Here is a 23,297-nt window from a genome sequence, read left to right as displayed (position 1 = left end):
GATTCGTTCGCGGTGCTGCCCAGTCTACTGACGGGACGTAAACAGCTCGCGATTGTACGGATTTGCCAACGGAATCTGATCAATGGCCCTGGAATTCACCCTGAACCACGCAGCACCGGCCTCGGCCGAGTGCGATTGCGTCATCGTCGGCGCCTATGCCGACCAGACCCTGAGCCCGGCGGCACAGGCCCTGGACACCGCGTCCGGTGGCCGCCTGTCGGCCCTGATCGCCCGCGGCGACGTGGGCGGCAAGACCGGTAACACGACCCTGCTGCACGATCTGCCCGGCGTCACCGCCGCACGCGTGCTGGTGGTCGGGCTGGGCGAACCGGCCAAATTCGGCGTGCCGCAGTACCTCAAGGCGGTCGGCGATGCCAGCCGCGCCCTGAAGAGCGGGGTCAACCACCACGCGCTGTTCACCCTGACCGAGATCGAGGTCAAGGGCCGCGATGCCGCCTGGAACATCCGCCAGGCCATCATCACCGCCGACCACGCCGCCTACCGCTACAGCGCCACGCTGGGCAAGAAGAAGGCCGACGAGCCGGGCCTGACCACGCTGGCCATCGCCGGCACCGACACCCAGGCGCTGGCCCAGGGCCAGGCCATCGCCGCCGGCGTGCAGTACGCCCGCGAGCTGGGCAACCTGCCGCCGAACGTCTGCACCCCGGCCTACCTGGCCGAGTCCTCGGTCGCGTTCGCGCAGGCGCATGAAGGCGCCGAAGCGGAGGTGCTGGACGAACAGCAGATGGAAGCGCTGGGCATGGGCTCGCTGCTGGCCGTGGCCCGTGGCTCGGCCAACCGCCCGCACCTGGTGGTGCTGAAGTGGAACAACGGCGGCGACGCCAAGCCCTACGTGCTGGTCGGCAAGGGCATCACCTTCGATACCGGTGGCGTCAACCTGAAGACCCAGGGCGGCATCGAAGAGATGAAGTACGACATGTGCGGTGGCGCCAACGTCATCGGCACCTTCGTCGCGGCCGTCACGGCCAAGCTGCCGCTGAACCTGGTGGTGGTGGTGCCGGCGGTGGAAAACGCCATCGACGGCAATGCCTACCGCCCCTCGGACGTGATCACCTCGATGTCGGGCAAGACCATCGAAGTGGGCAACACCGACGCCGAAGGCCGCCTGATCCTGTGCGACGCCCTGACCTACGCGCAGCGCTTCGAGCCGGCCGCGCTGATCGACGTGGCCACCCTGACCGGTGCCTGCCTGGTCGCGCTGGGCCACCAGACCGCCGGCCTGATGACCAAGCACGACGACCTGGCCAACGAGCTGCTGGCCGCCGGTGAGCATGTGTTCGACCGCGCCTGGCGCCTGCCGCTGTGGGACGAGTACCAGCCGATGCTGGATTCCAGCTTCGCCGATATCTACAACATCGGCGGCCGCTGGGCCGGTGCGATCACCGCGGGCTGTTTCCTGTCGCGCTTCGCCGAAGGCCAGCGCTGGGCCCATCTGGACATCGCCGGCGTGGCCAGCGACGAAGGCAAGCGCGGCATGGCCACCGGCCGCCCGGTCGGCCTGCTGAGCCAGTGGCTGCTGGACCAGGTCGCCCGCGCCTGATGCCCTGCCCGATCGCGGCCGCCTGCGGGTGGCCGCGGTCCCGCCCGGCCTGGCGCCGGGTTCTCCCTCCGCTCCAGGCCCTGCCATGTCCCGTGCTGATTTCTACCTGATCGCCAAGCCCCGCTTCCTGACCGAGCCATTGCGCCTGGTCTGCGAACTGGCCCGCAAGGCCAATGACGCCGGGCTGTTCACCCTGGTGCTGGCACGCGACCAGGCCCAGGCCGAAGAGCTGGACGAGCTGCTGTGGGCGTTCGACAACGATGCCTACATCCCGCACCAGATCGCCGGCGAAGACATGGACGAGGAAGAGGCGCTGGTGCTGATCGCCGTGCCCGGCACCGAGGCCCCGGCCCGGCCGCTGGTGATCAACCTGCGCGACGATCCCTATCTGGCAGCCTGCGACCGCGTGCTGGAAGTGGTCCCGGCTGACCCGGAGGCGCGCGAACCGCTGCGCGAGCGCTGGCGCCAGTACAAGGCGCTGGGCTTTGACCTGAACAAGTACGACATGTAACCCGCGCGGCGCCCGTCCGGTCGCCGCCGCCCCCGGAGACCCTTGATGCGCCTGTTGATCGCCCTGATCTTTCCCTGGTTCGCCTTCTTCACCATCGGCCGCCCGATCACAGGCATCCTCAACGTCTCGAAGGTAGAGCCGACTGTCAGTCGGCTGTCCTTGTCTGGCTGGCTGCCCGCCGCGATCTGGGCCGCCTACGCGGTCTCACAGTTCCATACCGACCAGAAGATCCGCCGCGCCTTCGGGCGCTGAGCTTCCGGCACCCCCACTTTCCGTATTCGATCCTGGTTCCCGCATGACCCAACTCGCCTCCAGCTACGACCCGAAAACCTTTGAAACCGCGCTGTACGACGCGTGGGAGAAGGCCGGCCATTTCAAGCCGTCCGGCAAGGGCGAGCCGTACACCATCCTGCTGCCGCCGCCGAACGTGACCGGCACGCTGCACATGGGCCATGCCTTCCAGCAGACCCTGATGGATGCGCTGGTGCGCTACCACCGCATGCGCGGCTACGACACGTTGTGGCAGGTGGGTACCGACCACGCCGGCATCGCCACCGAGATGGTGGTGTCGCGCAACCTGGCCCTGGCCAACACCGGCGAGACCCGCGATTCGCTGGGCCGCGACGGCTTCATCGAGAAGGTGTGGGAGTGGAAGGCGCAGTCCGGTGACACCATCGAGCGCCAGATGCGCCGCCTGGGCACCTCCAGCGACTGGTCGCGCAGCACCTTCACCATGGACCCGCAGCCGTCCGAAGCGGTGGTCGAGGCGTTTGTGCGCTGGCACGAGCAGGGCCTGATCTACCGTGGCCAGCGCCTGGTCAACTGGGATCCGGTGCTGAAGACCGCCATCTCCGATCTGGAAGTGGAGAGCGTTGAGGAAGACGGCTTCCTGTGGTCGATCAGCTACCCGCTGGCCGATGGCAGCGGCACCCTGACCGTGGCCACCACCCGCCCGGAAACCATGCTCGGCGATACCGCCGTGATGGTGCACCCGGAAGACGAGCGCTATGCGCACCTGATCGGCAAAATGGTGAAGCTGCCGCTGACCGACCGCGAGATCCCGGTGATCGCCGATGATTACGTCGACCGCGAGTTCGGTACCGGTGTGGTCAAGGTCACCCCCGCGCACGATTTCAACGATTACCAGGTCGGCCTGCGCCACAACCTGCCGATGATCAACCTGTTCACCCCGGTGGCGGCGATCAACGACAACGCCCCGGAGAAGTACCGCGGGCTGGACCGTTACGAAGCGCGCAAGGTGATCCTGGCCGAGCTGGAAGACCTCGGCATCCTGGTCGAGACCAAGGCGCACAAGCTGCAGGTGCCGCGCGGTGATCGTACCCAGCAGGTGATCGAGCCGTACCTGACCGACCAGTGGTTCGTGAAGATGGACGTGCTGGCCAAGCGTGGCCTGGAGCTGGTCGAGAACGGCAGCATCCAGTTCGTGCCGGCCAACTGGATCAACACCTACCGCCACTGGATGGAGAACATCCAGGACTGGTGCATCAGCCGCCAGCTGTGGTGGGGGCACCGTATCCCGGCGTGGTTCGACGACGCGGGCAACTGCTATGTCGGCCGCGACGAAGCCGAAGCACGCGCGAAGAACAATCTTGCCGCCGATGTCGCCCTGCACCAGGACAGCGACGTGCTGGAGACCTGGTTCTCCTCGCAGCTGTGGCCGTTCTCCACGCTGGGCTGGCCGAACGAGCAGGCGATGGACGCGCGCGGTTTCGAGCGCTACCTGCCGTCGTCGGTGCTGATCACCGGGTTCGACATCATCTTCTTCTGGGTGGCCCGCATGATCATGGCCACCGACAGCTTCACCGGGAAGATTCCGTTCAAGGACGTCTACATCACCGGCCTGATCCGCGATGCGCAGGGCCAGAAGATGTCCAAGTCCAAGGGCAACGTGCTCGACCCGCTGGACATCATCGATGGCATCTCCATCGAGGACCTGGTCGCCAAGCGCACCACCGGCCTGATGAAGCCCAAGGACGCGCCGAAGATCGAGAAGGCGACCCGCCGCGAATTCCCCGAGGGCATCATCGCCCACGGTGCCGATGCGCTGCGCTTCACCATCGCCGCGCTGGCCACCCACGGCCGCGATATCAAGTTCGACATGAACCGCGCCGAGGGCTACAAGAACTTCTGCAACAAGCTGTGGAACGCCAGCCGCTTCACCCTGATGAACACCGAGGGCAGCAGCTTCACCGGCGTGCCGCAGCCGCGTACCGATGCCGAGCGCTGGATTCTGGCACGCCTGGCCGCGGTCTCGGCCGAAGCGCAGACGCATTACGCCAACTACCGCTTCGATCTGCTGGCGCAGTGCCTGTACGAATTCGCCTGGAACGAGTTCTGCGATTGGTTCCTGGAACTGACCAAGCCGGCCCTCAACGGTGCCGACGCCGACGATGCCAACAGCGCCCGCCACACCCTGCTGTACGTGCTCGAAGCGCTGCTGCGCCTGCTGCACCCGCTGACCCCGTTCGTCACCGAGCAGCTGTGGCGCCAGGTCGCCCCGCGCCTGGGCATCACCGACGACACCATCTCGCTGCGTCCGTACCCGACCGCCGAGGAGTTCGCGGGTGATTTCGCCCGTGCCGAAGCCGACGTGGAATGGCTGAAGTCGATGGTCAACGCGCTGCGCCGCGTGCGCAGCGAGTTGAACGTGCCGCCGTCCAAGCTGGTGCCGCTGCTGCTGCAGGGTGGCAACGACGACGACCGCGCGCGCATGACCCGTTTCACCTCGTCGCTGTCGTTCCTGCTCAAGCTGGAGCGCATCGAATGGCTGGCCAACGGCAGCGACACGCCGCCGGCCGCCGCTGCGATCGTGGGCGATCTCACCCTGCTGGTGCCGCTGGAGGGCCTGGTCGATCTGGGCGCCGAACGCGCGCGCCTGGACAAGGAAATCGCCCGGGTGGAATCGGAGAAGGAAAAGAGCGAGACCAAGCTGGCCAAGTTCACCGACAAGGTGCCCGCGGCCGTGGTCGAGCAGGAGCGCGTGCGCCTGGTCGAATGGACCGCCCAGCTGGATGGCCTGCGCTCGCAGCGCGCGAAGCTGTAAGCGCACGGGTAGAGCCACGCCATGCGTGGCTGCTTCTGCGGGGCCAGGGTAGAGCCACGCCATGCGTGGCTGCTTCTGCGGGGCCAGGGTAGAGCCACGCCATGCGTGGCTGCCTTCCGGGGCGGGATGGCGTGCAGCCACCCATGGGGTGGCTCTACCCTGAGCCGATAACGTAGGTAGGGCCCGGCCCGCGCGCTTTCGAGCGCGATGGCTGCCCATCTGCGGCATGATGCGGGTTCGTCCACGGATTGAATGACCGCCGACACGATGTCGCTGTCCCTCTTCTGCATCGTGCTGTTCGCCGCCCTGCTGCATGCCAGCTGGAACGCGATCGTCAAACGCGGCACCGACACGCTGCTGACCACGATCCTGGTCACCGGCTCGGCGGCGGTGATCGCCGCGATCGCGCTGCCGTTCATGCCCACACCCGCCGCGCAGAGCTGGCCATGGCTGGCGACCTCGACCCTGCTCCAGGTCGGGTATTACGTCCTCGTCGCACGTACCTACCAATTGACCGACATGAGCGCGTCCTACCCGCTGATGCGCGGCTGCGCGCCGATCCTGGTGGCGCTGATCAGCACGCTGTTTCTGGGTGAGCGCCTGGCGTGGATCGCGTGGAGCGGAATCGCGCTGATCTGCCTGGGCATCCTGTGCATGACCCGCGGCACCTCGCGCCAGCATCTGTGGCTGCCGTTGCTCAATGCCGGCGTCATCGCCACCTACACCTTGGTCGATGCCTGGGGCGCGCGCCACTCGGGCGCGGCGGTGAGTTACACCCTGTGGCTGTTCCTGCTCTCCGGCCTGCCCCTGCCCCTGTGGGCGCTGTGCACCCGCGCCGGCGCGCTGCGTGACTATGCGCGCCGCAACTGGGCCTACGGCATCGTGGGCGGGTTCGGGACACTGATCTCCTACGGCCTGGCGCTGTGGGCCATGACCGTGGCGCCGGTTGCGATGATCGCCGCGCTGCGCGAAACCTCGATCCTGTTCGGCATCCTGATCTCGGCCTGGATCCTGCACGAACGGGTCACCTGCCAGCGCTGGATCGCCGCCGGCCTGATCGTGCTCGGGGCAGTGGTGCTGCGGATCACGTAGAGCCACCCCATGGGTGGCTGCGCCTGTCTCCGACAGCCACACCCGGTACGGGCCGGATCGAACAGCAGCCACCCATGGGGTGGCTCTACATCACGACGTCAGAGCGGCGGCATCACCTGGATGTCGTCGTCGACCAGCTCGATCGCCATCACCAGCGCATCCTCGCGCCCGTCGCGGGCGGGGTAATAGCGCGGCCGGCGGCCGATCTCATTGAACCCTTCGCTGTGGTACAGCGCCACGGCCGAGGTATTGGACGGGCGCACTTCCAGGAACACGCGGTGCGCGCCATGGTCGCGTGCCAGCTTCACCAGCGCGCGCAGCAGGTAGCGGCCGTGGCCACGGGACTGGCACAGCGGGTCCACACAGATGTTGAGGATATGGGCTTCATCGGCGGCGATGCTGAGCAGGCCGTAGCCCATCAGCAGGCCGTCCTCTTCCATCGCCAGGCCGGGATAACCGGCACGCAGGCAGTCCTGGAAGATGCCGCGGGTCCACGGGTACGGGTAACCACGTACCTCGATGGCCATCACCGCATTGAGGTCGCTTTCGCGCAGCGCGCGCAGCGACAACGGCCGCGGCGAGCTCACCGCACTCACGACCGGCCCCGTTTGCGCAGGGCGCGCAGCTGCGGCCACAACGCGCGCTTGGCGGCGGCGCTGCTGCGCAGTTCATCCAGGTTCCAGCTGGCCATCAAGGCCTGGGTGTCCGGCTCGGCCGGGTTGCAGCCGGAGGCGCGTAGCAGGGCGATCTGCAGGCGATCGGGCATCCGCACCGCGGCGCGGCGGCCTCCGCCTGCGCGTGCCGGCGTGGCCGCCGGAACGGGCGGCGGCGCGCCTTCTTCGACCGTGCGCGGCGCGCTTCGGCGCACCGGTGCGGGCGCATCCACCGCCGGTGCCGGCCGCGACTGGCGCACGGGCACGGACGACTCTGCGAGCGGCGCCGCGCTGAGCTGCACATCAGGTACGGCAGCGGCCTCCGGCTCGACACTGCCGTCGACGAACACCGTATAGCCCATCGCCTGCAGCCAGGACTGCTGCGCCGGCGACCACAATGGCGGCAGCGCCTGCCCGCTCACGCGTTCGGCTCGACCGTCTTGCGGGTGCGCTGCCACGCCCAGTAGCACGGGCCGGACAAGGCATAAACCACGCCTACCGCGAACAGCACGCGCGGCAGATCGATGACCATGATCGCGATGGCGATCGGCACCAGGGCCAGCGCCAGGAACGGCACGCGATCGGCGCGCGGTCCTTTCTCGCCACTGCCCTTGAAGCTCCAGAAGCGGATCCGGCTCACCATCAGCAGCGCCGCCACCAGGGTCACGCCCAGCGCGACATAGCGCAGCTGGTTGCCGTCCCAGCCGAGGTTGCCATCGGCGAAGGCCCAGACGAAGGACATCATCAGGCCCGCGGCGGCCGGGCTGGCCAGGCCGATGAACCAGCGTTTATCGACCACGCTGACCTGGGTATTGAAACGGGCCAGGCGCAGCGCGGCGCAGGCGGCATACAGGAAGGCGACCGCCCAGCCGACGCGACCCATCACCGGGTCGTCGAACTTCAGCCAGGACAGCGACCAGTGGTACATCACCAGGGCCGGGGCCATGCCGAAGCTGACCAGATCGGCCAGCGAGTCGTACTGCACGCCGAATTCGCTGCTGGTGCCGGTCAGGCGGGCCACGCGGCCGTCCAGGCCGTCCATGACCGCCGCGACAAACACCGCGACCGCGGCATTCACGAAGTCGCCGTTGGCCGCGGCGATGATCGCGTAGAAGCCGGCGAACAGGCCTGCGGTGGTGAACAGGTTGGGCAGCAGGTAAATGCTGCGCGAGCGCGGCGGGGGTTTCATCTGATCCATGCGGCCAGTTTAGCTTGCCAGCACCGGCCCGGGGTGCTGCAATCGCGGTTCTGCCCCGTTCCCGGAGTTGCCATGCGTGCCCTGTCCCGTCTGAGCGGCCTGCTGCTGCTCGCCAGCGCCACGGCCAGCGCCGGCACTGTCTACAAGTGGAAAGATGCCAACGGCGTCACCCAGTATTCGGAGAAGCCACCGGCCGGGCAGAAGTACGAGGCCCGCCAGGTCGAGAACCGGGACCCGCTCCCGCGCGAGACCGCCGCCGCCCCGGCCGAGAACAAGGCCTGCACCGACGCCCGCGGCAATCTCACCCTGCTCAACGGGCCGGGCAAGGTCATGCAGGACGCCGATGGCGACGGCACGGCCGATACCGCCCTGACCGACGAGCAGCGCAGCGCCCAGAAGACCCTGGCCGAGGCCGCCATCCAGGCCTACTGCACCCCCAAGGCCTGAGCCACCGGCCCCGTCGAGGCGGCCAAAACCAACCGCAACACCCATCGCGGCGGCCGGACTGGCAGAATATCGGCTTCTGCCGTTCAGCGAAGCCGACGATGCGCCTCTCCCAGTTCCACCTGCACACCACCAAGGAAACCCCCAGCGACGCGGAGCTGACCAGCCACCGCTTGATGCTGCGCGCGGGCATGATCCGCAAGCTGGCCTCGGGGCTGTACACCTGGTCGCCGCTGGGCCTGCGCGTGCTGCGCAAGGTCGAGCGCATCGTGCGTGAGGAAATGGAGCGGGCCGGCGCGGTGGAATTCCAGATTCCGACCATCCAGCCCAAGGAACTGTGGGAAGCCACCGGCCGCTGGGAAAAGTTCGGCCCGCAGCTGCTGAAGCTCAAGGATCGCAAGGAGCAGGTGTTCTGCTACAGCCCGACCGCGGAAGAGGCTGCCGCTGACTTCGCGCGCCAGGAGCTGTCCAGCTACAAGCAGCTGCCGGTCAATTTCTTCCAGATCCAGACCAAGTTCCGCGATGAGATCCGCCCGCGCTTCGGCGTGATGCGCTCGCGCGAATTCCTGATGAAGGATGCCTATTCCTTCCACCTGCACGATGCGTGCCTGGTGCGCGAATACGAAAACATGAAGTCGGCCTACAGCCGCATCTTCACCCGCCTGGGCCTGGATTTCCGCATGGTGCAGGCCGACTCCGGCGCGATCGGTGGCGACGCCTCGCAGGAATTCCACGTGATCGCCGAGTCGGGCGAAGACGCGCTGGTGTTTTCCACCGGCTCGGATTACGCGGCCAACATGGAAGCGGCCATCGCCGCGGCCCCGGGCGGGCGCCCGGCCGCCAGCGAAGCGCTGCGCAGGATCGATACGCCCACGCAGAAGACCTGCGAAGCCGTCGCCGCCCTGCTCGGCCTGGGCCTGGAGCGCACCGTCAAGTCGGTCGCGATCATGAGCGAGGCCGGCTTCGTGCTGGCGCTGGTGCGCGGCGATCACGACGTCAATGAAATCAAGCTGGGCAAGGTCGAGGGTCTGCAGGGCTACCGCATGGCCAGCGAGGCGGAGATCGCCACGCATCTGGGCAGCGAGCCGGGCTTCCTCGGCCCGCTCAATCCGGCCCAGCCGATCCGCATCGTGGCCGACCGCGACGTCGCCGCGCTGGCCGATTTCGTCATCGGTGCCAACGAAGCCGGTGCCCATATCGCCGGCGTCAACTGGGGCCGCGACCTGCCCGAACCGGAAGTGGCGGACATCCGCAACGCCAAGGCCGGTGATCGTGCCGCCGATGGCGGTGAACTCAAGATCGCGCGCGGCATCGAAGTCGGCCATGTGTTCCAGCTCGGCCGCCAGTATGCGCAGGCGTTGAATGCGACCGTGCTTGACGAAAACGGCAAGGCTGCGGTGTTGGCGATGGGCTGCTACGGCATCGGCATTTCGCGCATCGTGGCGGCGGCGATCGAACAGAATCACGACGATGCCGGCATTATCTGGCCGGACGCGATGGCGCCGTGGCAGGTCGTGGTCTGCATGATCAATCCGAAGCAGGACGAGACCGTGTCGTCCACCGCCGCCGAGCTGCTTGCGCAGTTGCAGGCCGCCGGCCTGGATGTGGCGCTGGATGACCGCGGCCTGCGCCCGGGCGCGATGTTCGCCGACATGGAACTGATCGGCGTCCCGCACCGGATCGTGGTGTCCGAACGCGGCGTCGCCGCCGGCACGTTCGAGTACCGCGCGCGCAATGCCGCCGAAGCGGAGGTCCTCGACAAGGACGCGCTGCTGGCAAAATTGACGAAGTAATGACAAAGGCCGGGTGAATAACCCGGCCTTTTCAATGGCGGACCCGGTTTCAATAACTCCGGTTTGTTTGTGTATTTCGCAAAAGAGAATGTATGCTGTTTCCGACGCCAAGGACCGGCTCACCCTGTCCTTAATATATTGCGGAGTAGTAGATGAGTATCGACCTGAGCGGCCTGTCCGCCAAAGAGCTGGGCGCGCTGATCAAGAACGCCAAGAAGCAGCAGACCATCGTGGCCAAGCGTCCGGCGATCACCAAGGTCCGCGCACAGCTGACCAAGCTGGCCAAGGCCCAGGGCTATTCGGTGGAAGAACTGTTCGGCGGCGCCGCCCCGGCCGCACGTGGCCGTGCCGCGAGCAAGGCCACCAAGGCCCCGGCCAAGGCCGTGCGCAAGCTCGGCAAGGTCGCTCCGAAGTATCGCAACCCGGCCAACCCGAAGGAAACCTGGACCGGCCGTGGCAAGCAGCCGCGCTGGCTGGCTGCGCATACTGCCAAGGGCAAGAAGGTTGAAGAGTTCCTGATCAAGAAGTAAGCCGGTCAGTCACTGCTGCACATGAAAACGCCGGCCTCGCGCCGGCGTTTTCGTACCCGTTGATGGCGCGCGCGGTGACCGGGAGGGTCAAAGATTCTTGCGCGCCGGGATCAGCAGATTGCCGAACAGCAGGCCGGCCACCAGCGCCATCACCACGTTGAGCACGGTCATCAGCACGGTCTGGCCGGCGCTCATGTCCTGCTGCTGGACCAGCGTCAGCACGCCGCGCAGGCTGGTACTGCCGGGCACGAGCATGATGATGCCGGGCAAGCGGATGATCGCGCCCGGGCGCTGCGCCAGCCGGCCAAACAGATTGCCGGCGGCGGTCAGCAGCATCGCCGACATGAAAATACCGGCCGGGATGCCCCAGGCCTGGCCCGCGAACTTGGAGATCGCATAGCCGGCGACGGCCGCCGCCATCACCCAGGGGAAATCGCGGCGGTTGGCCTTGAACAACATCGCGAACGCGAACGCGGCCAGCAGCAGCGCGCCCCACTCGACCCAATCGGCCTGCGGTCGCGAGGCGCGCACCAGCGGTTCCAGCCCGACGATGCCGGACAGGGTCACCGCGATCACCGCGCCCACCGTCAGTTTCAGGATCGTGGTCACCGCACCGGCAAACCGCGCCGTGCCGGAGACCCAGTGCTGGCTGGCCAGCTCATTGACCGCATTGGTCAGCGACATCCCGGGCAGCAGCACCACCAGCGAGGCGATGATCACCGTGTTGAGGTTGAGCGCCCCGATGAAGGAGGCCACCAGCGTCGCCACCGAGCCGGCCAGCAGGGCCGCCAACGCTTCGTTGGCCTCGCGCGTGGCCGGGCGGCGGTCGGTATACATGCCCATGACGCCGATCAGCAGACCGATCACGCCGGCGGTGGCGATATCCAGCCACGGCAGTTTCCACAGGCCGGCCACGCCCGCTGCGCCCAGGCTGTAGGAAAGAATGGTGCGGATCTTGCCCCAGCGGCCGGGATCCTTGTCCAGCTGGCGCAGCGCGGTGTGCCCCTGCGCGATGCTCATGGTGCCGTTGGCCACCGCATCGGTGATCTGGTCGGCGATGCTGAGTTTATGCAGGTCGTTCTCGCCCGGCGCCAGCCGGATCACGCGGGTGATGTCCGACGAACCGATCGCCTTGGTCGGGTCGCTGAAACTCAGGATCAGGCCGGTCGGGTTCGACCACGGCTCGCAATCCAGGTCCAGCCGCTGCGCCAGCGCGACCACGGCGGCTTCCAGCCGCTGCGCGGTAGTGCCATAGCTGTGCAGGCGCCCGGCCATTTCCGAAACGAAGGCCACGCGCTGTGCGTAGGTGGCCGGTGGTGCAACGATGGTGGGGGCGTCGGCAGACATGCGCCGTAGTATTACCCGAACACGCCCCGGCCTGAAGAATCCCGGTGGCATCGCATCGCGGCATGACGCCCCCGGTGTTGCCGAGCAACGCGTTCAGCCCGGTCCGGCGCATACGCGAGCCATGCACCCGGACAGGTTATGCTGCGCGCAGGACGCCTACATGACCTCAGACCAAGCCCCCCATCTCGAGCAGGATGCCCAAGACCCCGGTCTGATCCGGTTGTCTGGTCATTGGACTTTACGCACCGCGCTGGACGCGGCCGAGGTGCTGCGCGGCCTTCCGGAGAAGGTGACCGGTCTGGACGCCAGCGGGATCACCCTGCTCGACTCGGCCGGCGTGCTGCAGTTGCTGCGCGTGGCCCACCGCGCCGATCTCGGCGAGGACGCGGTGACGTTCCGCGAGGAGCATCGTGCGCTGGTCTCCACCATCGAGGAAGTCGCCGACGACCGGCCCAAGGCCAAGCGCGACTTCGGCGTGCTGGCCGCACTGGAACGGCTGGGTGTCAGCGTGCACGGCATGGGCCACAACATCGTGGCGCTGGCCAGCTTCCTCGGCGAGAACCTGGTCAAGGGCGCGCGCCTGATCAAGGAACCGCGCCGTTTCCGGCTCACCGCCACCGTCGCCCAGATGGAACAGGTCGGCCTGGATGCGGTGCCGCTGGTGGCACTGCTGTCGTATCTGGTGGGTGCGGTGATCGCCTTCCTCGGCTCCACGATCCTGCGCGACTTCGGCGCCGAGATCTACGTGGTCGAACTGGTCAGCATCGCCTTCCTGCGCGAGTTCGCCGTGTTGTTGACCGCGATCGTGCTGGCCGGCCGCACCGCCAGTGCGTTCACCGCGCAGATCGGTGCGATGAAGGCGCGCGAAGAAATCGACGCGATGAAGACGCTGGGCCTGGACCCGGTCGATCTGCTGGTGCTGCCGCGGCTGATCGCCCTGCTGATCACCCTGCCGCTGCTGACCTTCATCGCGATGGTCGCCGGCCTGGCCGGTGGCATCACCGTGGGTGCGTTCGATCTGGATATCCCGCCGCAGATGTACATCGCGCGGATGCACGACACCATGGAAGTGCGCAACATGCTGGTGGGCCTGTCCAAGGCGCCGGTGTTCGCGCTGGTGATCGGCCTGATCGGCTGCCTGGAAGGCCTGAAGGTGGAAGGCACCGCGCAGTCGGTCGGCGAGCGCACCACCTCCAGCGTGGTGCAGGCCATTTCGCTGGTGATCATCCTCGACGCGTTCGCCGCGCTGTGGTTCATGAAGATGGGCTGGTAACCGATGATCACCGACACCGCCCCGGCCCCTGACCGCGACGCTGCCGCCAGCGATGACGGCGAATTGCTGATCCGCGTGCGCGGGCTGACCAACCGTTTCGGTGCGCAGGTGGTACACGACGGGCTGGACCTGGATGTGCGTCGCGGCGAGATCCTCGGCGTGGTCGGCGGCTCGGGCACCGGCAAATCGGTGTTGATGCGCAGCATCCTCGGCCTGCGCACGCCGGACGATGGTCAGATCGAGGTGCTCGGCGTCGATGCCCGCTCCAGCGACCCGGCCAACCGCCTGCATATCGAACGCAATACCGGCGTGCTGTTCCAGGATGGTGCGCTGTTCTCCTCGCTGACCGTGGGCGAGAACGTGCAGGTGCCGTTGAAGGAACATCACGGCGAGCTGCCCGAGCGCTGGCATTACGAACTGGCCCTGCTCAAGGTGAAGCTGGCCGGCCTGCCCGCCGATGCGATCAACAAGCTGCCCTCGCAGCTGTCCGGCGGCATGCGCAAGCGCGCCGGCCTGGCCCGCGCGCTGGCCTTGGACCCGCCGCTGCTGTTCCTGGACGAGCCCACGGCCGGGCTGGACCCGATCGGCGCGGCCGCGTTCGACCGCCTCATCAAGACCCTGCAGGAAGCGCTGGGCCTCACTGTCTTCCTGATCACACACGATCTGGACACGCTGTATGCGATCTGTGACCGGGTGGCGGTGTTGGCCGACAAGAAGGTCATCGCCAATGCCCCGCTGCACGAGATCGAACAACTGGACCACCCGTGGATCCAGGAGTACTTCCACGGACCGCGCGCGCGTGCTGCGCGCGATGCAAAGCACGAGAGCGAGTAAGCCATGGAAACCAAAGCCAATTACGTCCTGATCGGCGCCTTCACCCTGGTGGTGGGACTGGCGCTGCTGGCCTTCGGCCTGTGGGCCGCCAAGTACTCCTCCGACCGCACCTGGACGGAATACCGCGTGGTGTTCCGCGAGGCCGTCACCGGCCTGTCGGTGGGTAGCCCGGTGCAGTACAACGGCATCGCGGTCGGCTCGATCACCGAGTTGAACCTGGTCCCGGACGATCCGCGCCAGGTGGTCGCGCGGATCCGGCTGAACTCCAATACGCCGGTCAAGACCGACACCCGCGCCAAACTGGCGATCACCAGCCTGACCGGTCCGTCGATCATCCAGCTCAGTGGCGGCACGCCGCAGTCCGCCGCGCTGACCGCGGTCAACAAGGACCCGGCCCCGATCATCCCGACCACGCCGTCGGCGCTGCAGAACATCACCGACGTGGCCAACCGCATCGTCGAGCGCATGGACCAGGTGCTGAGCGACCGCAACGTGGCCAGCATCAACGCGACCCTGGCCAACCTGGAAACCATCAGTGGCGGCCTGGCTGACCGCGACCAGGGCACCCAGGCGCTGCTGCTCAGCGCGCGCGACGCCGCGCGCAGCCTGGATGTCACCCTCAAGAGCACCAACGGCACCATCCAGCGCCTGGACAAGAACCTGGTGCAGCAGTTGCCGCCGATCCTGGACAAGCTGGAAACCACCCTGAGCAAGCTGGATTCGGCCGCCGGAAACGCCGATTCGATCCTTGGCGAGAACCGTGCGGCGATCAACAGCTTCGCCAACGATGGCCTGGCCCAGCTCGGCCCGACCCTGACCGAGCTGCGCGGCCTGATCCGCGACCTGCGCCGGGTCAGCGACCGCCTGGACAACAACCCGGCACGTTATCTGCTCGGCCGCGACGCACCCAAGGAGTTCGAACCCAAATGAGCCGCCCGACCTTGTTCCGGCCCCTGCTGCCGATCGCCCTGATCGCCGCGCTTGGCGGCTGCTCGCTGCTGGGCAGCAACGAGCGCAGCGCGGTGACCATCTATTCGCCCGTGGTCCGCATCCAGGCCGACCCGAGCTGGCCGACCGTCGATTGGCAGCTGGTGCTGGTCAAGCCCAGCGCCGCGCGCGTGGTCGACAGCCCGCGCATCAACGTGCGCCCGACCCCCTCCGAACTGGAGGTCTACAAGGGCGTGAGCTGGGCCCAGCCGGCCACCGACATGCTCGATGACGCGCTGGTGCGCGGTTTCGAGGATTCCGGTCGCATCAACGGGGTGGCCCGGGTCACCACCGGCATCCGGGCCGACTACAAACTGGCCATGGACGTGCGCCGCTTCGAAGCCGACTACCGCGGCCAGGCTACGCCGACCGCGCTGATCGAAGTCAACGCCAAGCTGATCCACGTGATCGACCAGCGCGTGGTCGCCGACCGCACCTTCCGCCAGGAAAACCCGGTCGGCAGCACCGACGTCGCCCAGGTCACCGCCGCGCTGGAACAGGGGCTGCAGACACTGACCACGAACGTGGTGGGCTGGACGCTGGTGACCGGCGAGCAGGATCACGCCCGCAGCGCGGTCACCCCTGCCCGGGTGCGTTGATCCAGCGGAACGTGAGATTCAGGCGCTCGGCCAGCGGCCGGGCGCTCTTCGGCAGCGAATGCTGGTAATGGCGCTGGGTCTGCCCGCCCATCACCAGCAGATCGCCATGGTCCAGCAGGACCTCGGCCTTCTTCGCATGGTCGTCCCGGCGCCGCAGCAGGAACCGCCGCGCCGCGCCCAGACTCAATGACGCGATCACCGGTGCGGGCCCCAGTTCGGGCTCGTTGTCGCTGTGCCAGCCCATCCCATCATCGCCATCGCGGTAGCGGTTGAGCAGCACGCTGTTGAACGCATGGCCACAGCAGGTCGCCAGCTGATCGCGCAGCGGCAGCAGCGCCGGATGCCAGGGCTGCGGCACGAATTCGGTACCGGAATAGCGGTAGCGCGCGGCCGGGTCGCCCATCCAGCAGCTCAGGCGCGGGGAATCGACCTGTCGGCCGAACATCCGGATCGTGTGCACCTCCCATGGAACGTCGTCGCGGAGCGTGCGCTGGAGGGTGTCGGCGGTGTCGCGGGAGAGCCAGTGACGGTGCCAACTCACTTCAGCGTCGCGCAGATGCAGGTCCATGGCCTTCCTCAGGAGCCAGCGTGGTGCCCGTTGAACGGACACCACGGCGGCAATGGCAATCAGGCTTGGACGAAGGCCACGCCGGTCTTTTCCTTCAACTCATCCATACCCACGCCCGGAGCCGCCTCGACCAGCACCAGGCCCGTGTCAGTGACATCGAACACGGCAAGGTCGGTGATGATGCGGTCCACCACGCCGACACCAGTCAGCGGCAGATTGCACTCGGGCAGAATCTTGTGCTCGCCGCTTTTGGCGGTGTGCTCCATCAGCACCACCACGCGCTGCACGCCGGCGACCAGATCCATTGCCCCGCCCATGCCCTTGACCATCTTGCCCGGCACCATCCAGTTCGCGAGGTCGCCCTTGTCGGTGACCTGCATCGCGCCGAGGATGGCCAGGTTGATGTGGCCGCCGCGGATCATCGCGAAGCTGTCGTGGCTGCCGAAGTAGCTGGCGCCCGCGCGTGCGGTCACCGTCTGCTTGCCGGCATTGATCAGGTCGGCGTCGACCTCGGCCTCGGTCGGGAACGGGCCGATGCCGAGCAGGCCATTTTCGGACTGCAACCAGACATCCACACCGTCGGGAATGTGGTTGGCGACCAGGGTCGGCAGGCCAATACCCAGGTTCACGTAGGCGCCGTCGGTCAGTTCGCGCGCGGCGCGCTGTGCCATTTCATCGCGGGTCCAGGCCATCTCAGTTCGCCTCCTGGCGCACGGTACGCTGTTCGATACGCTTCTCGGGGTGCGGGTTGTGCACGATGCGGTGCACGTAGATGCCCGGCAGGTGCACCTGGTCCGGGTCGATGCTGCCCACCGGCACCACCTCTTCCACTTCCACGATGCACAGCTTGCCGGCCATCGCGCAGGCCGGGTTGAAGTTGCGCGCGGTCTTGCGGAACACCAGGTTGCCGGCCTCGTCGGCCTTCCACGCCTTGACCAGCGCGACGTCGGCGCGCAGCGCGGTCTCCATCACGTAGTGCTTGCCATCGAATTCGCGGGTTTCCTTGCCCTCGGCCACCACCGTGCCGTAGCCGGTTGCGGTGAAGAAGGCCGGGATGCCGGCACCGCCGGCACGCAGGCGCTCGGCCAGGGTGCCCTGCGGGTTGAACTCCAGCTCCAGCTCACCGGCCAGGTACTGGCGCTCGAATTCCTTGTTCTCGCCCACGTAGGACGAGATCATTTTCCGGATCTGGCGGGTCGCCAGCAGCTGGCCGAGGCCAAAGCCATCCACGCCCGCATTGTTGGAGATCACGGTCAGATCCTTGGCACCGGAATCGCGCAGCGCGGCGATCAGGGCCTCGGGAATACCGCACAGGCCGAACCCGCCGACCGCCAGGGTCTGGCCATCGGCGATGGCGCCTTGCAGCGCTTCAGCCGCACTGGCGTACTGCTTTCCACGTCGCCCGGCGTTGTCTGGGGACTTGCTCATCTACGCCCTCACCTCGTTGATGTAAGCGGCCATTGTAGCCATTGCCCGGGGCTTTCCCTGCCCCCGGGCTCCGGCATTGACCCGGCCCGCCCCGGTGAAAACGATTCCCATACACGGCAGCGGCTAAACTAGTGCGCTGACTGTCAGAAGGACTGAATAGATGACGCTCCCCGCATTCAAGGCGTACGACATCCGCGGCCGGGTTCCGGATGAACTGAACGAAGATCTGGCCCGTCGCATCGGCGTGGCCCTGGCGGCGCAGCTGTCGCCCGGCACGGTGGTGGTTGGCCACGATGTCCGCCTCACCAGCGGGGCCCTGCAGGATGCGCTGGCAGCCGGCCTGCGCGGCGCCGGCCGCGAGGTGCTCGACATCGGGCTGTGCGGAACCGAAGAAGTCTATTTCCAGGTGGACCACCTGAAGGCGGCCGGCGGGGTCATGGTCACCGCCAGCCATAATCCGATGGATTACAACGGCATGAAGCTGGTCAAGGAGCAGGCCCGCCCGATCAGCTCCGATACCGGCCTGTTCGCGATCTCCGATGCGGTCGAGGCCGACCAGGCCCCCGCCGCCGAGCCGAGCGCCGGCCTGCAGTCGCATCCGGACAAGAGCGCCTACATCGCGCACCTGCTGAGCTACATCGAGCCCAAGGCCCTCAAGCCCTTGAAGCTGGTCGTCAATGCCGGCAACGGCGGCGCCGGCACGATCGTGGATCTGCTCGCCCCGCACCTGCCGCTGGAGTTCATCCGCATCTGCCACGAGCCCGATGGCAGCTTCCCGAATGGCATCCCCAATCCGCTGCTGCCGGAAAACCGCGAGCTCACCGCACAGGCCGTGCGCGAGCATGGCGCGGACTTCGGCATCGCCTGGGATGGCGACTTCGACCGCTGCTTCTTCTTCGACCATAACGGCCGCTTCATCGAAGGCTATTACCTGGTCGGTCTGCTTGCCCAGGCGATCCTCGCGCGCCAGCCCGGCGGCAAGATCGTGCACGACCCGCGCCTGACCTGGAACACGGTGGAAATGGTCGAGGAAGCCGGTGGCCAGCCGGTGCTGTGCAAGAGCGGCCACGCGTTCATCAAGGAAAAGATGCGCTCGGAAAATGCCGTCTACGGCGGCGAGATGAGTGCGCACCATTATTTCCGCGAGTTCGCCTACGCCGATTCCGGCATGATCCCGTGGCTGCTGATCGCCGCGCTGGTGTCCGAGTCCGGCCGCTCGCTGGCCGATCTGGTCGAAGCGCGCATGCAGAAGTTCCCGTGCAGTGGCGAGATCAATTTCAAGGTCGCCGATGCCAAGCGCTCCGTCGCCCGCGTGATGGAGCATTACGCCGCGCAGGCGCCGGCACTGGACCACACCGATGGCATCAGCGCCGATTTCGGCGAGTGGCGCTTCAACCTGCGCAGTTCCAACACCGAGCCGCTGCTGCGCCTGAATGTTGAAACCCGCGGCGACGCAGCGCTGCTGCGCGCACGCACCGATGAAATTTCCCAATTGCTCAAGGACGCCTGAGGCGAGTACCCCCACCATGCAGAACCTTCTTCCCGTCATCCTTTCCGGCGGCTCCGGCACCCGCCTGTGGCCACTGTCGCGCGAGTCCTACCCCAAGCAGTTCCTGGCATTGGCCGGCGAACAGACCATGCTGCAGGCCACCTGGCAGCGTGTGGCAGCGATCGCCGGCCGCGCGCCGCTGATCGTCGCCAACGAGGAGCACCGCTTCGTCGCCGCCGAGCAGCTGCAGCAGCTGGGCGTGCAGCCGCAGGCAATCCTGCTGGAGCCGATTGGCCGCAACACCGCCCCGGCGATCGCGGTGGCCGCGCTGGAAGCGACCCGCGAGGGTGATGATGCGCTGCTGCTGGTGCTGCCGTCGGACCATGTAATCGCCGACGAACAGGCGTTCCGTGCTGCCGTACTGCGTGCGGTACCGGCCGCGGAGTCCGGCAAGCTGGTGACGTTCGGCATCGTGCCGACCGGCCCGGAAACGGGCTACGGCTATATCAAGGCCGCCTCCGGCGGTGATGTACGCGCCGTGGATCGGTTTGTCGAGAAGCCGGATGCGGAAACCGCCAGCGCGTACGTGCAGTCGGGCGAGTATTTCTGGAACAGCGGCATGTTCCTGTTCAAGGCCTCGCGCTTCCTGGCCGAGCTCGAGACGTTCAATCCCGCCATGCTGGCCGGCAGCCGCACCGCCTGGCAGCAGGCGCGCCGCGACAGCGATTTCACCCGCCTGGACAAAGACGCCTTCGCCGCCGTGCCGTCGGATTCCATCGACTACGCGGTGATGGAAAAGACCGCCGACGCCGTGGTCGTGCCGCTGGATGCCGGCTGGAACGACGTCGGTTCGTGGACCGCGCTGCGTGACGTGTCCGAACAGGATGGCGAGGGCAACGCGCACCACGGCGACGTGATCGCGATCGACTGCCGCAACACCTTCGCTTACGGCGAGCGCCTGATCGCGCTGGTCGGCCTGGATGACGTGATCGTGGTCGAGACCGATGATGCGGTCATGGTCGGCAAGAGCGACCGCATGCAGGAGATCAAGCAGGTGGTCGCCCGGATCAAGGCCGATGGCCGTCCCGAAGCGACCTGGCACCGCAAGGTGTACCGCCCGTGGGGCGCCTACGACTCGATCGACAATGGCGCCCGCTTCCAGGTCAAGCGCATCACGGTCAAGCCGGGCGCAACGCTGAGCCTGCAGATGCATCACCACCGTGCCGAGCATTGGATCGTGGTCAGCGGTACGGCTGAGGTCACGCGGGGTGAGGAAGTGCTGCTGCTCACCGAGAACCAGAGCACCTACATCCCGCTGGGCGTGACCCATCGCCTGAAGAACCCGGGCAAGTTGCCGCTGGAGCTGATCGAAGTGCAGTCCGGCAGCTATCTGGGCGAGGACGATATCGTGCGGTTTGAGGATACGTACGGGCGTACCTGATCGACGGCAAACAGATAAACAAAAAACCCGGCCAAGGCCGGGTTTTTTTTATTGCGGGTAGAGCCACGCCATGCGTGGCTGCCCTGCCTGGAATCCTGACACCGCGTCAGCCACGCGTGGCGTGGCTCTACGCCTGGGTCAGCAGTCCGCGATGACCCGCTTCAGTCCTTCCTGCCAGCTTGGCAAGCTGACACCGAAGTCCTGCTCCAGCTTCGCGACATCCAGGTGCGAATAGGCGGGGCGCTTGGCCGGCGTCGGGTACTCGGCCGTGGAGATCGCCTCGACGATCGGTGCCCGCGGCAGCACGCCTGTTGCGACCGCGTCCGCAAAGATCGCTTCGGCAAAGCCGTGCCAGCTGGTCTCGCCTTTGGCGGTCAGATGCCACGTGCCCGAGAGTGCGCCGTCGTGCTGCAGCGCCTGCGCGGTCACATCGGCAATCAACGCTGCCGGCGTCGGCGTACCAATCTGATCCGCCACCACGCGCAGTACGTCGCGCTCCGCCCCCACCCGCAGCATCGTGCGCAGGAAGTTGGCGCTGTGGGAAGCGTATACCCACGCGGTGCGGAAGATCAGGTGGCGTCCACCGGCCGCACGGATGGCTTGCTCACCGGCCAGCTTGCTGGCGCCATACACGCCCAGCGGGGCGGTCGCATCGTCTTCCCGGTACGGGCGCGTGCCCTGCCCGTCGAACACGTAATCGGTGGAGTAATGCACCAACGGGACGCCGGCCTGCGCGCACCAGTGCGCCAGTACACCGGGGGCTTCGGCGTTCGCACGGAAAGCCGCCTCCCGGTCGTCCTCGGCCCGGTCCACCGCGGTGTAGGCGGCGGCATTGACCACCAGCGCCGGCCGGACGCGGTCCAGCAGTGCGGTTAGCGAGGCGGGCTGGTCGAAGTCGGCCACTTCGCACGCGCTGCCATCGGGCAGCGCGCCACTGCGGGTGGTCGCCACGATCGTACCCAGCGGGGCCAGCGCGCGTCGCAGTTCCTGGCCAAGCTGGCCATTGGCCCCCAGCAGCAGGATCGTCACGGCTGGTAGACCGGCAGGCGGTCCTCGGCGATGTCCTTCAGGAACGGCGCAGACTCGTCCTTGGCCGACAGCGTGGGTGCGCTGATCGGCCAGTCGACGGCGATGTCGGCATCGTTCCAGCGGACGCCGGCGTCGAAGTCCTTCAGGTACACCTCGGTGCAGAGGTAGCTGAAAATCGCCCGTTCGGACAGCACGGCGAAACCATGCGCGAAGCCTTCCGGAATCCAGAACTGCTTCTTGTTCTCCGCGCTCAGCACCACGGCAGCCCACTGGCCGAAGGTCGGCGAGCCACGACGGATATCCACCGCCACGTCGTAGACTTCGCCTTCAAGCACGCTGACCAGCTTGCCCTGCGGCCGCGGCCACTGATAGTGCAGGCCGCGCAGCACGCCCTTGGACGAGCTGGAGACGTTGCTCTGTACGAATTTCGTCGGCAGTCCATGCTCACCGAAGCGGGCCGCGTTCCAGGTCTCGAAGAAGAAGCCGCGCTCGTCGCCGAACACGGCCGGCTCGATCACCACGCAACCCGGCAGCTTGGTGTCGACAATCTTCACGGCACCACTCCTCGCACAGCCAGCGTGTGCAGGTACTGGCCGTAGCCGTTCTTGATCAGCGGCGCTGCCAGCCTCTCCAGCTGCTCGGCGTTGATCCAGCCCTGGCCGAAGGCGATTTCTTCCGGGCAGCAGACCTGCAGGCCCTGGCGGGTCTGGATGGTCTCGATGAAGTTGGAGGCTTCCAGCAGCGACTGGTGGGTGCCGGTATCCAGCCACGCATAGCCACGACCCAGCGCTTCCAGATGCAGGTTGCCCTCGCGCAGGTAACGCTGGTTGAGATCGGTGATCTCCAGCTCGCCGCGCGGCGACGGCTTCAGCTCCGCGGCGTAATCGCTGGCGTTGCCGTCGTAGAAGTACAGGCCGGTGACGGCATAGTTCGAACGCGGCTTTTCGGGCTTCTCGACCAGATCGATGACCTTGCCGGCTTTGTCGAATTCGGCCACGCCGTAGCGCTCCGGATCATTGACCCAGTAACCGAACACCGTGGCACCGGTATCGCGCTGGTCGGCATTGCGCAGCACTTCACGCAGGCCATGACCGTGGAAGATGTTGTCGCCCAGCACCAGGCAGCTCGGCTTGCCGCCGATGAAGTCCTTGCCGATCAGGTAGGCCTGCGCCAGCCCGTCCGGACTCGGCTGCACGGCGTACTCGATGTTCATGCCCCACTGCGAGCCATCGCCGAGCAGGCTCTGGAACAGCGCCTGCTCGTGCGGCGTGTTGATGATCAGCACGTCGCGGATCCCGGCCAGCATCAGCACGCTGAGCGGGTAGTAGATCATCGGCTTGTCGTACACGGGCAGCAGCTGCTTGCTGACGCCCTTGGTGATCGGATACAGGCGCGTGCCCGAACCACCTGCGAGGATGATGCCCTTGCGTTGAGTCATGCGGTTGTCCTCTGTCTG

23 protein-coding genes and 1 pseudogene are annotated in these 23,297 nt (G+C 67.0%); 14 read left to right on the top strand and 10 right to left on the bottom strand.

The window, feature by feature from the left end:
• Positions 1 to 82: 82 nt before the first annotated feature.
• The 5 genes from ABE571_RS10660 (at position 83) to ABE571_RS10640 (ending at position 6,228) form a co-directional block, all read left to right on the top strand.
• Positions 83 to 1,561, top strand: coding sequence for a leucyl aminopeptidase (locus tag ABE571_RS10660; protein ID WP_313220012.1), 1,479 nt, complete (start codon positions 83 to 85; stop codon positions 1,559 to 1,561).
• Positions 1,562 to 1,646: 85 nt separating this feature from the next.
• Positions 1,647 to 2,072 (top strand): DNA polymerase III subunit chi, encoded by a 426-nt coding sequence (locus ABE571_RS10655; RefSeq protein ID WP_019182556.1) that lies wholly within the window; start codon positions 1,647 to 1,649, stop codon positions 2,070 to 2,072.
• 45 nt (positions 2,073 to 2,117) lie between these two features.
• A complete protein-coding gene (locus tag ABE571_RS10650) occupies positions 2,118 to 2,324 on the top strand; it encodes a YqaE/Pmp3 family membrane protein (RefSeq protein WP_313209222.1) in 207 nt (68 codons plus the stop codon).
• A gap of 43 nt (positions 2,325 to 2,367) precedes the next feature.
• Positions 2,368 to 5,136, top strand: a complete 2,769-nt coding sequence (locus ABE571_RS10645) for a valine--tRNA ligase (RefSeq protein ID WP_346493683.1) — start codon at positions 2,368 to 2,370, stop codon at positions 5,134 to 5,136.
• A 267-nt stretch (positions 5,137 to 5,403) separates the two neighbouring features.
• On the top strand, positions 5,404 to 6,228 hold the full coding sequence (locus ABE571_RS10640) for a DMT family transporter (protein WP_346493682.1): 825 nt from the start codon (positions 5,404 to 5,406) through the stop codon (positions 6,226 to 6,228).
• A 98-nt stretch (positions 6,229 to 6,326) separates the two neighbouring features.
• Here ABE571_RS10640 and rimI read toward each other — a convergent pair whose 3' ends face one another.
• Genes rimI through pssA form a run of 3 tightly spaced genes read right to left on the bottom strand, consistent with a single transcriptional unit; the run spans position 6,327 to position 8,079 of the window.
• A complete protein-coding gene (rimI, locus tag ABE571_RS10635) occupies positions 6,327 to 6,824 on the bottom strand; it encodes a ribosomal protein S18-alanine N-acetyltransferase (RefSeq protein WP_121042847.1) in 498 nt (165 codons plus the stop codon).
• Complete coding sequence (locus ABE571_RS10630) at positions 6,821 to 7,303, bottom strand: hypothetical protein (protein ID WP_346462891.1); 483 nt, start codon at positions 7,301 to 7,303, stop codon at positions 6,821 to 6,823. The genes rimI and ABE571_RS10630 overlap by 4 nt, the downstream gene beginning before the upstream one ends.
• The gene (gene pssA / locus ABE571_RS10625) at positions 7,300 to 8,079 is read right to left on the bottom strand and encodes a CDP-diacylglycerol--serine O-phosphatidyltransferase (protein ID WP_284128389.1); all 780 of its coding nucleotides are present in this window, start codon (positions 8,077 to 8,079) and stop codon (positions 7,300 to 7,302) included. Before pssA ends, ABE571_RS10630 begins: the two co-directional genes overlap by 4 nt.
• Positions 8,080 to 8,151: 72 nt before the next feature.
• On the opposite strand from pssA, the gene ABE571_RS10620 reads away from it, so the two are divergent.
• From ABE571_RS10620 to ABE571_RS10610, 3 genes and pseudogenes are all read left to right on the top strand, one after another.
• A complete protein-coding gene (locus ABE571_RS10620) occupies positions 8,152 to 8,526 on the top strand; it encodes a DUF4124 domain-containing protein (RefSeq protein ID WP_284128390.1) in 375 nt (124 codons plus the stop codon).
• Between the two features lie 98 nt (positions 8,527 to 8,624).
• The gene (locus tag ABE571_RS10615; RefSeq protein WP_346493681.1) at positions 8,625 to 10,316 is read left to right on the top strand and encodes a proline--tRNA ligase; all 1,692 of its coding nucleotides are present in this window, start codon (positions 8,625 to 8,627) and stop codon (positions 10,314 to 10,316) included.
• Positions 10,317 to 10,468: 152 nt separating this feature from the next.
• Positions 10,469 to 10,843, top strand: a pseudogene (locus ABE571_RS10610) (H-NS histone family protein); the annotation flags it as partial.
• A 90-nt stretch (positions 10,844 to 10,933) separates the two neighbouring features.
• Here the strand turns inward: ABE571_RS10610 and ABE571_RS10605 are convergent.
• Positions 10,934 to 12,193 carry a threonine/serine exporter family protein gene (locus ABE571_RS10605; protein ID WP_088432072.1) on the bottom strand — a complete coding sequence of 420 codons (1,260 nt, stop codon included), beginning with the start codon at positions 12,191 to 12,193 and terminating at the stop codon, positions 10,934 to 10,936.
• Positions 12,194 to 12,353: 160 nt separating this feature from the next.
• Between ABE571_RS10605 and ABE571_RS10600 the strand changes: the two genes are divergently transcribed.
• Genes ABE571_RS10600 through ABE571_RS10585 form a run of 4 tightly spaced genes read left to right on the top strand, consistent with a single transcriptional unit; the run spans position 12,354 to position 15,886 of the window.
• On the top strand, positions 12,354 to 13,466 hold the full coding sequence (locus ABE571_RS10600; RefSeq protein WP_070426576.1) for an ABC transporter permease: 1,113 nt from the start codon (positions 12,354 to 12,356) through the stop codon (positions 13,464 to 13,466).
• A 3-nt stretch (positions 13,467 to 13,469) separates the two neighbouring features.
• Positions 13,470 to 14,300, top strand: coding sequence for an ABC transporter ATP-binding protein (locus ABE571_RS10595; protein WP_346462893.1), 831 nt, complete (start codon positions 13,470 to 13,472; stop codon positions 14,298 to 14,300).
• Between the two features lie 3 nt (positions 14,301 to 14,303).
• Entirely contained in the window at positions 14,304 to 15,230 is a 927-nt protein-coding gene (locus ABE571_RS10590; protein WP_121042588.1) for an MlaD family protein, read from the top strand.
• Positions 15,227 to 15,886 carry an ABC-type transport auxiliary lipoprotein family protein gene (locus ABE571_RS10585; RefSeq protein WP_284128394.1) on the top strand — a complete coding sequence of 220 codons (660 nt, stop codon included), beginning with the start codon at positions 15,227 to 15,229 and terminating at the stop codon, positions 15,884 to 15,886. Before ABE571_RS10590 ends, ABE571_RS10585 begins: the two co-directional genes overlap by 4 nt.
• Here ABE571_RS10585 and ABE571_RS10580 read toward each other — a convergent pair.
• From ABE571_RS10580 to ABE571_RS10570, 3 genes are read right to left on the bottom strand one after another with little or no spacing between them, the layout of a single operon-like run.
• The gene (locus ABE571_RS10580) at positions 15,864 to 16,454 is read right to left on the bottom strand and encodes an alpha-ketoglutarate-dependent dioxygenase AlkB (protein WP_346493680.1); all 591 of its coding nucleotides are present in this window, start codon (positions 16,452 to 16,454) and stop codon (positions 15,864 to 15,866) included. The two genes, ABE571_RS10585 and ABE571_RS10580, sit on opposite strands and share 23 nt — an antisense overlap.
• A 59-nt stretch (positions 16,455 to 16,513) precedes the next feature.
• Positions 16,514 to 17,146, bottom strand: coding sequence for a CoA transferase subunit B (locus ABE571_RS10575; protein ID WP_346462895.1), 633 nt, complete (start codon positions 17,144 to 17,146; stop codon positions 16,514 to 16,516).
• Position 17,147: 1 nt separating this feature from the next.
• Entirely contained in the window at positions 17,148 to 17,882 is a 735-nt protein-coding gene (locus ABE571_RS10570) for a CoA transferase subunit A (protein WP_284128398.1), read from the bottom strand.
• 160 nt (positions 17,883 to 18,042) lie between these two features.
• On the opposite strand from ABE571_RS10570, the gene ABE571_RS10565 reads away from it, so the two are divergent.
• Both ABE571_RS10565 and ABE571_RS10560 read left to right on the top strand, forming a co-directional pair.
• Positions 18,043 to 19,392: a phosphomannomutase gene (locus ABE571_RS10565; protein WP_284128399.1), complete on the top strand. Its 1,350-nt coding sequence runs from the start codon at positions 18,043 to 18,045 to the stop codon at positions 19,390 to 19,392.
• Between the two features lie 16 nt (positions 19,393 to 19,408).
• Positions 19,409 to 20,812, top strand: a complete 1,404-nt coding sequence (locus ABE571_RS10560; RefSeq protein WP_313209214.1) for a mannose-1-phosphate guanylyltransferase/mannose-6-phosphate isomerase — start codon at positions 19,409 to 19,411, stop codon at positions 20,810 to 20,812.
• Positions 20,813 to 20,950: 138 nt separating this feature from the next.
• Here ABE571_RS10560 and rfbD read toward each other — a convergent pair whose 3' ends face one another.
• Genes rfbD through rfbA form a run of 3 tightly spaced genes read right to left on the bottom strand, consistent with a single transcriptional unit; the run spans position 20,951 to position 23,279 of the window.
• Entirely contained in the window at positions 20,951 to 21,841 is an 891-nt protein-coding gene (rfbD, locus tag ABE571_RS10555; RefSeq protein ID WP_346493679.1) for a dTDP-4-dehydrorhamnose reductase, read from the bottom strand.
• Positions 21,838 to 22,395, bottom strand: coding sequence for a dTDP-4-dehydrorhamnose 3,5-epimerase (gene rfbC / locus ABE571_RS10550; protein ID WP_346466143.1), 558 nt, complete (start codon positions 22,393 to 22,395; stop codon positions 21,838 to 21,840). The genes rfbD and rfbC overlap by 4 nt, the downstream gene beginning before the upstream one ends.
• Positions 22,392 to 23,279, bottom strand: coding sequence for a glucose-1-phosphate thymidylyltransferase RfbA (gene rfbA, locus ABE571_RS10545; protein ID WP_346462898.1), 888 nt, complete (start codon positions 23,277 to 23,279; stop codon positions 22,392 to 22,394). Before rfbA ends, rfbC begins: the two co-directional genes overlap by 4 nt.
• Between the last annotated feature and the right edge of the window lie 18 nt (positions 23,280 to 23,297).

It is taken from the genome of Stenotrophomonas sp. TWI273 (assembly GCF_039674765.1).
In the GTDB taxonomy this organism is placed as follows: domain Bacteria; phylum Pseudomonadota; class Gammaproteobacteria; order Xanthomonadales; family Xanthomonadaceae; genus Stenotrophomonas.
The sequence above is the reverse complement of the archived record's forward strand: the minus strand, read 5'-3'. Positions and strand labels throughout refer to the sequence as shown.

Coding starts and splice junctions, on each gene's coding strand:
- ABE571_RS10660 (WP_313220012.1), top strand. CDS start 83: ATGGCCCTGGAATTCACCCTGAACCACGCAGCACCGGCCTCGGCCGAG.
- ABE571_RS10655 (WP_019182556.1), top strand. CDS start 1,647: ATGTCCCGTGCTGATTTCTACCTGATCGCCAAGCCCCGCTTCCTGACC.
- ABE571_RS10650 (WP_313209222.1), top strand. CDS start 2,118: ATGCGCCTGTTGATCGCCCTGATCTTTCCCTGGTTCGCCTTCTTCACC.
- ABE571_RS10645 (WP_346493683.1), top strand. CDS start 2,368: ATGACCCAACTCGCCTCCAGCTACGACCCGAAAACCTTTGAAACCGCG.
- ABE571_RS10640 (WP_346493682.1), top strand. CDS start 5,404: ATGTCGCTGTCCCTCTTCTGCATCGTGCTGTTCGCCGCCCTGCTGCAT.
- pssA (WP_284128389.1), bottom strand. CDS start 8,079: ATGGATCAGATGAAACCCCCGCCGCGCTCGCGCAGCATTTACCTGCTG.
- ABE571_RS10620 (WP_284128390.1), top strand. CDS start 8,152: ATGCGTGCCCTGTCCCGTCTGAGCGGCCTGCTGCTGCTCGCCAGCGCC.
- ABE571_RS10615 (WP_346493681.1), top strand. CDS start 8,625: ATGCGCCTCTCCCAGTTCCACCTGCACACCACCAAGGAAACCCCCAGC.
- ABE571_RS10605 (WP_088432072.1), bottom strand. CDS start 12,193: ATGTCTGCCGACGCCCCCACCATCGTTGCACCACCGGCCACCTACGCA.
- ABE571_RS10600 (WP_070426576.1), top strand. CDS start 12,354: ATGACCTCAGACCAAGCCCCCCATCTCGAGCAGGATGCCCAAGACCCC.
- ABE571_RS10595 (WP_346462893.1), top strand. CDS start 13,470: ATGATCACCGACACCGCCCCGGCCCCTGACCGCGACGCTGCCGCCAGC.
- ABE571_RS10590 (WP_121042588.1), top strand. CDS start 14,304: ATGGAAACCAAAGCCAATTACGTCCTGATCGGCGCCTTCACCCTGGTG.
- ABE571_RS10585 (WP_284128394.1), top strand. CDS start 15,227: ATGAGCCGCCCGACCTTGTTCCGGCCCCTGCTGCCGATCGCCCTGATC.
- ABE571_RS10580 (WP_346493680.1), bottom strand. CDS start 16,454: ATGGACCTGCATCTGCGCGACGCTGAAGTGAGTTGGCACCGTCACTGG.
- ABE571_RS10575 (WP_346462895.1), bottom strand. CDS start 17,146: ATGGCCTGGACCCGCGATGAAATGGCACAGCGCGCCGCGCGCGAACTG.
- ABE571_RS10570 (WP_284128398.1), bottom strand. CDS start 17,882: ATGAGCAAGTCCCCAGACAACGCCGGGCGACGTGGAAAGCAGTACGCC.
- ABE571_RS10565 (WP_284128399.1), top strand. CDS start 18,043: ATGACGCTCCCCGCATTCAAGGCGTACGACATCCGCGGCCGGGTTCCG.
- ABE571_RS10560 (WP_313209214.1), top strand. CDS start 19,409: ATGCAGAACCTTCTTCCCGTCATCCTTTCCGGCGGCTCCGGCACCCGC.
- rfbA (WP_346462898.1), bottom strand. CDS start 23,279: ATGACTCAACGCAAGGGCATCATCCTCGCAGGTGGTTCGGGCACGCGC.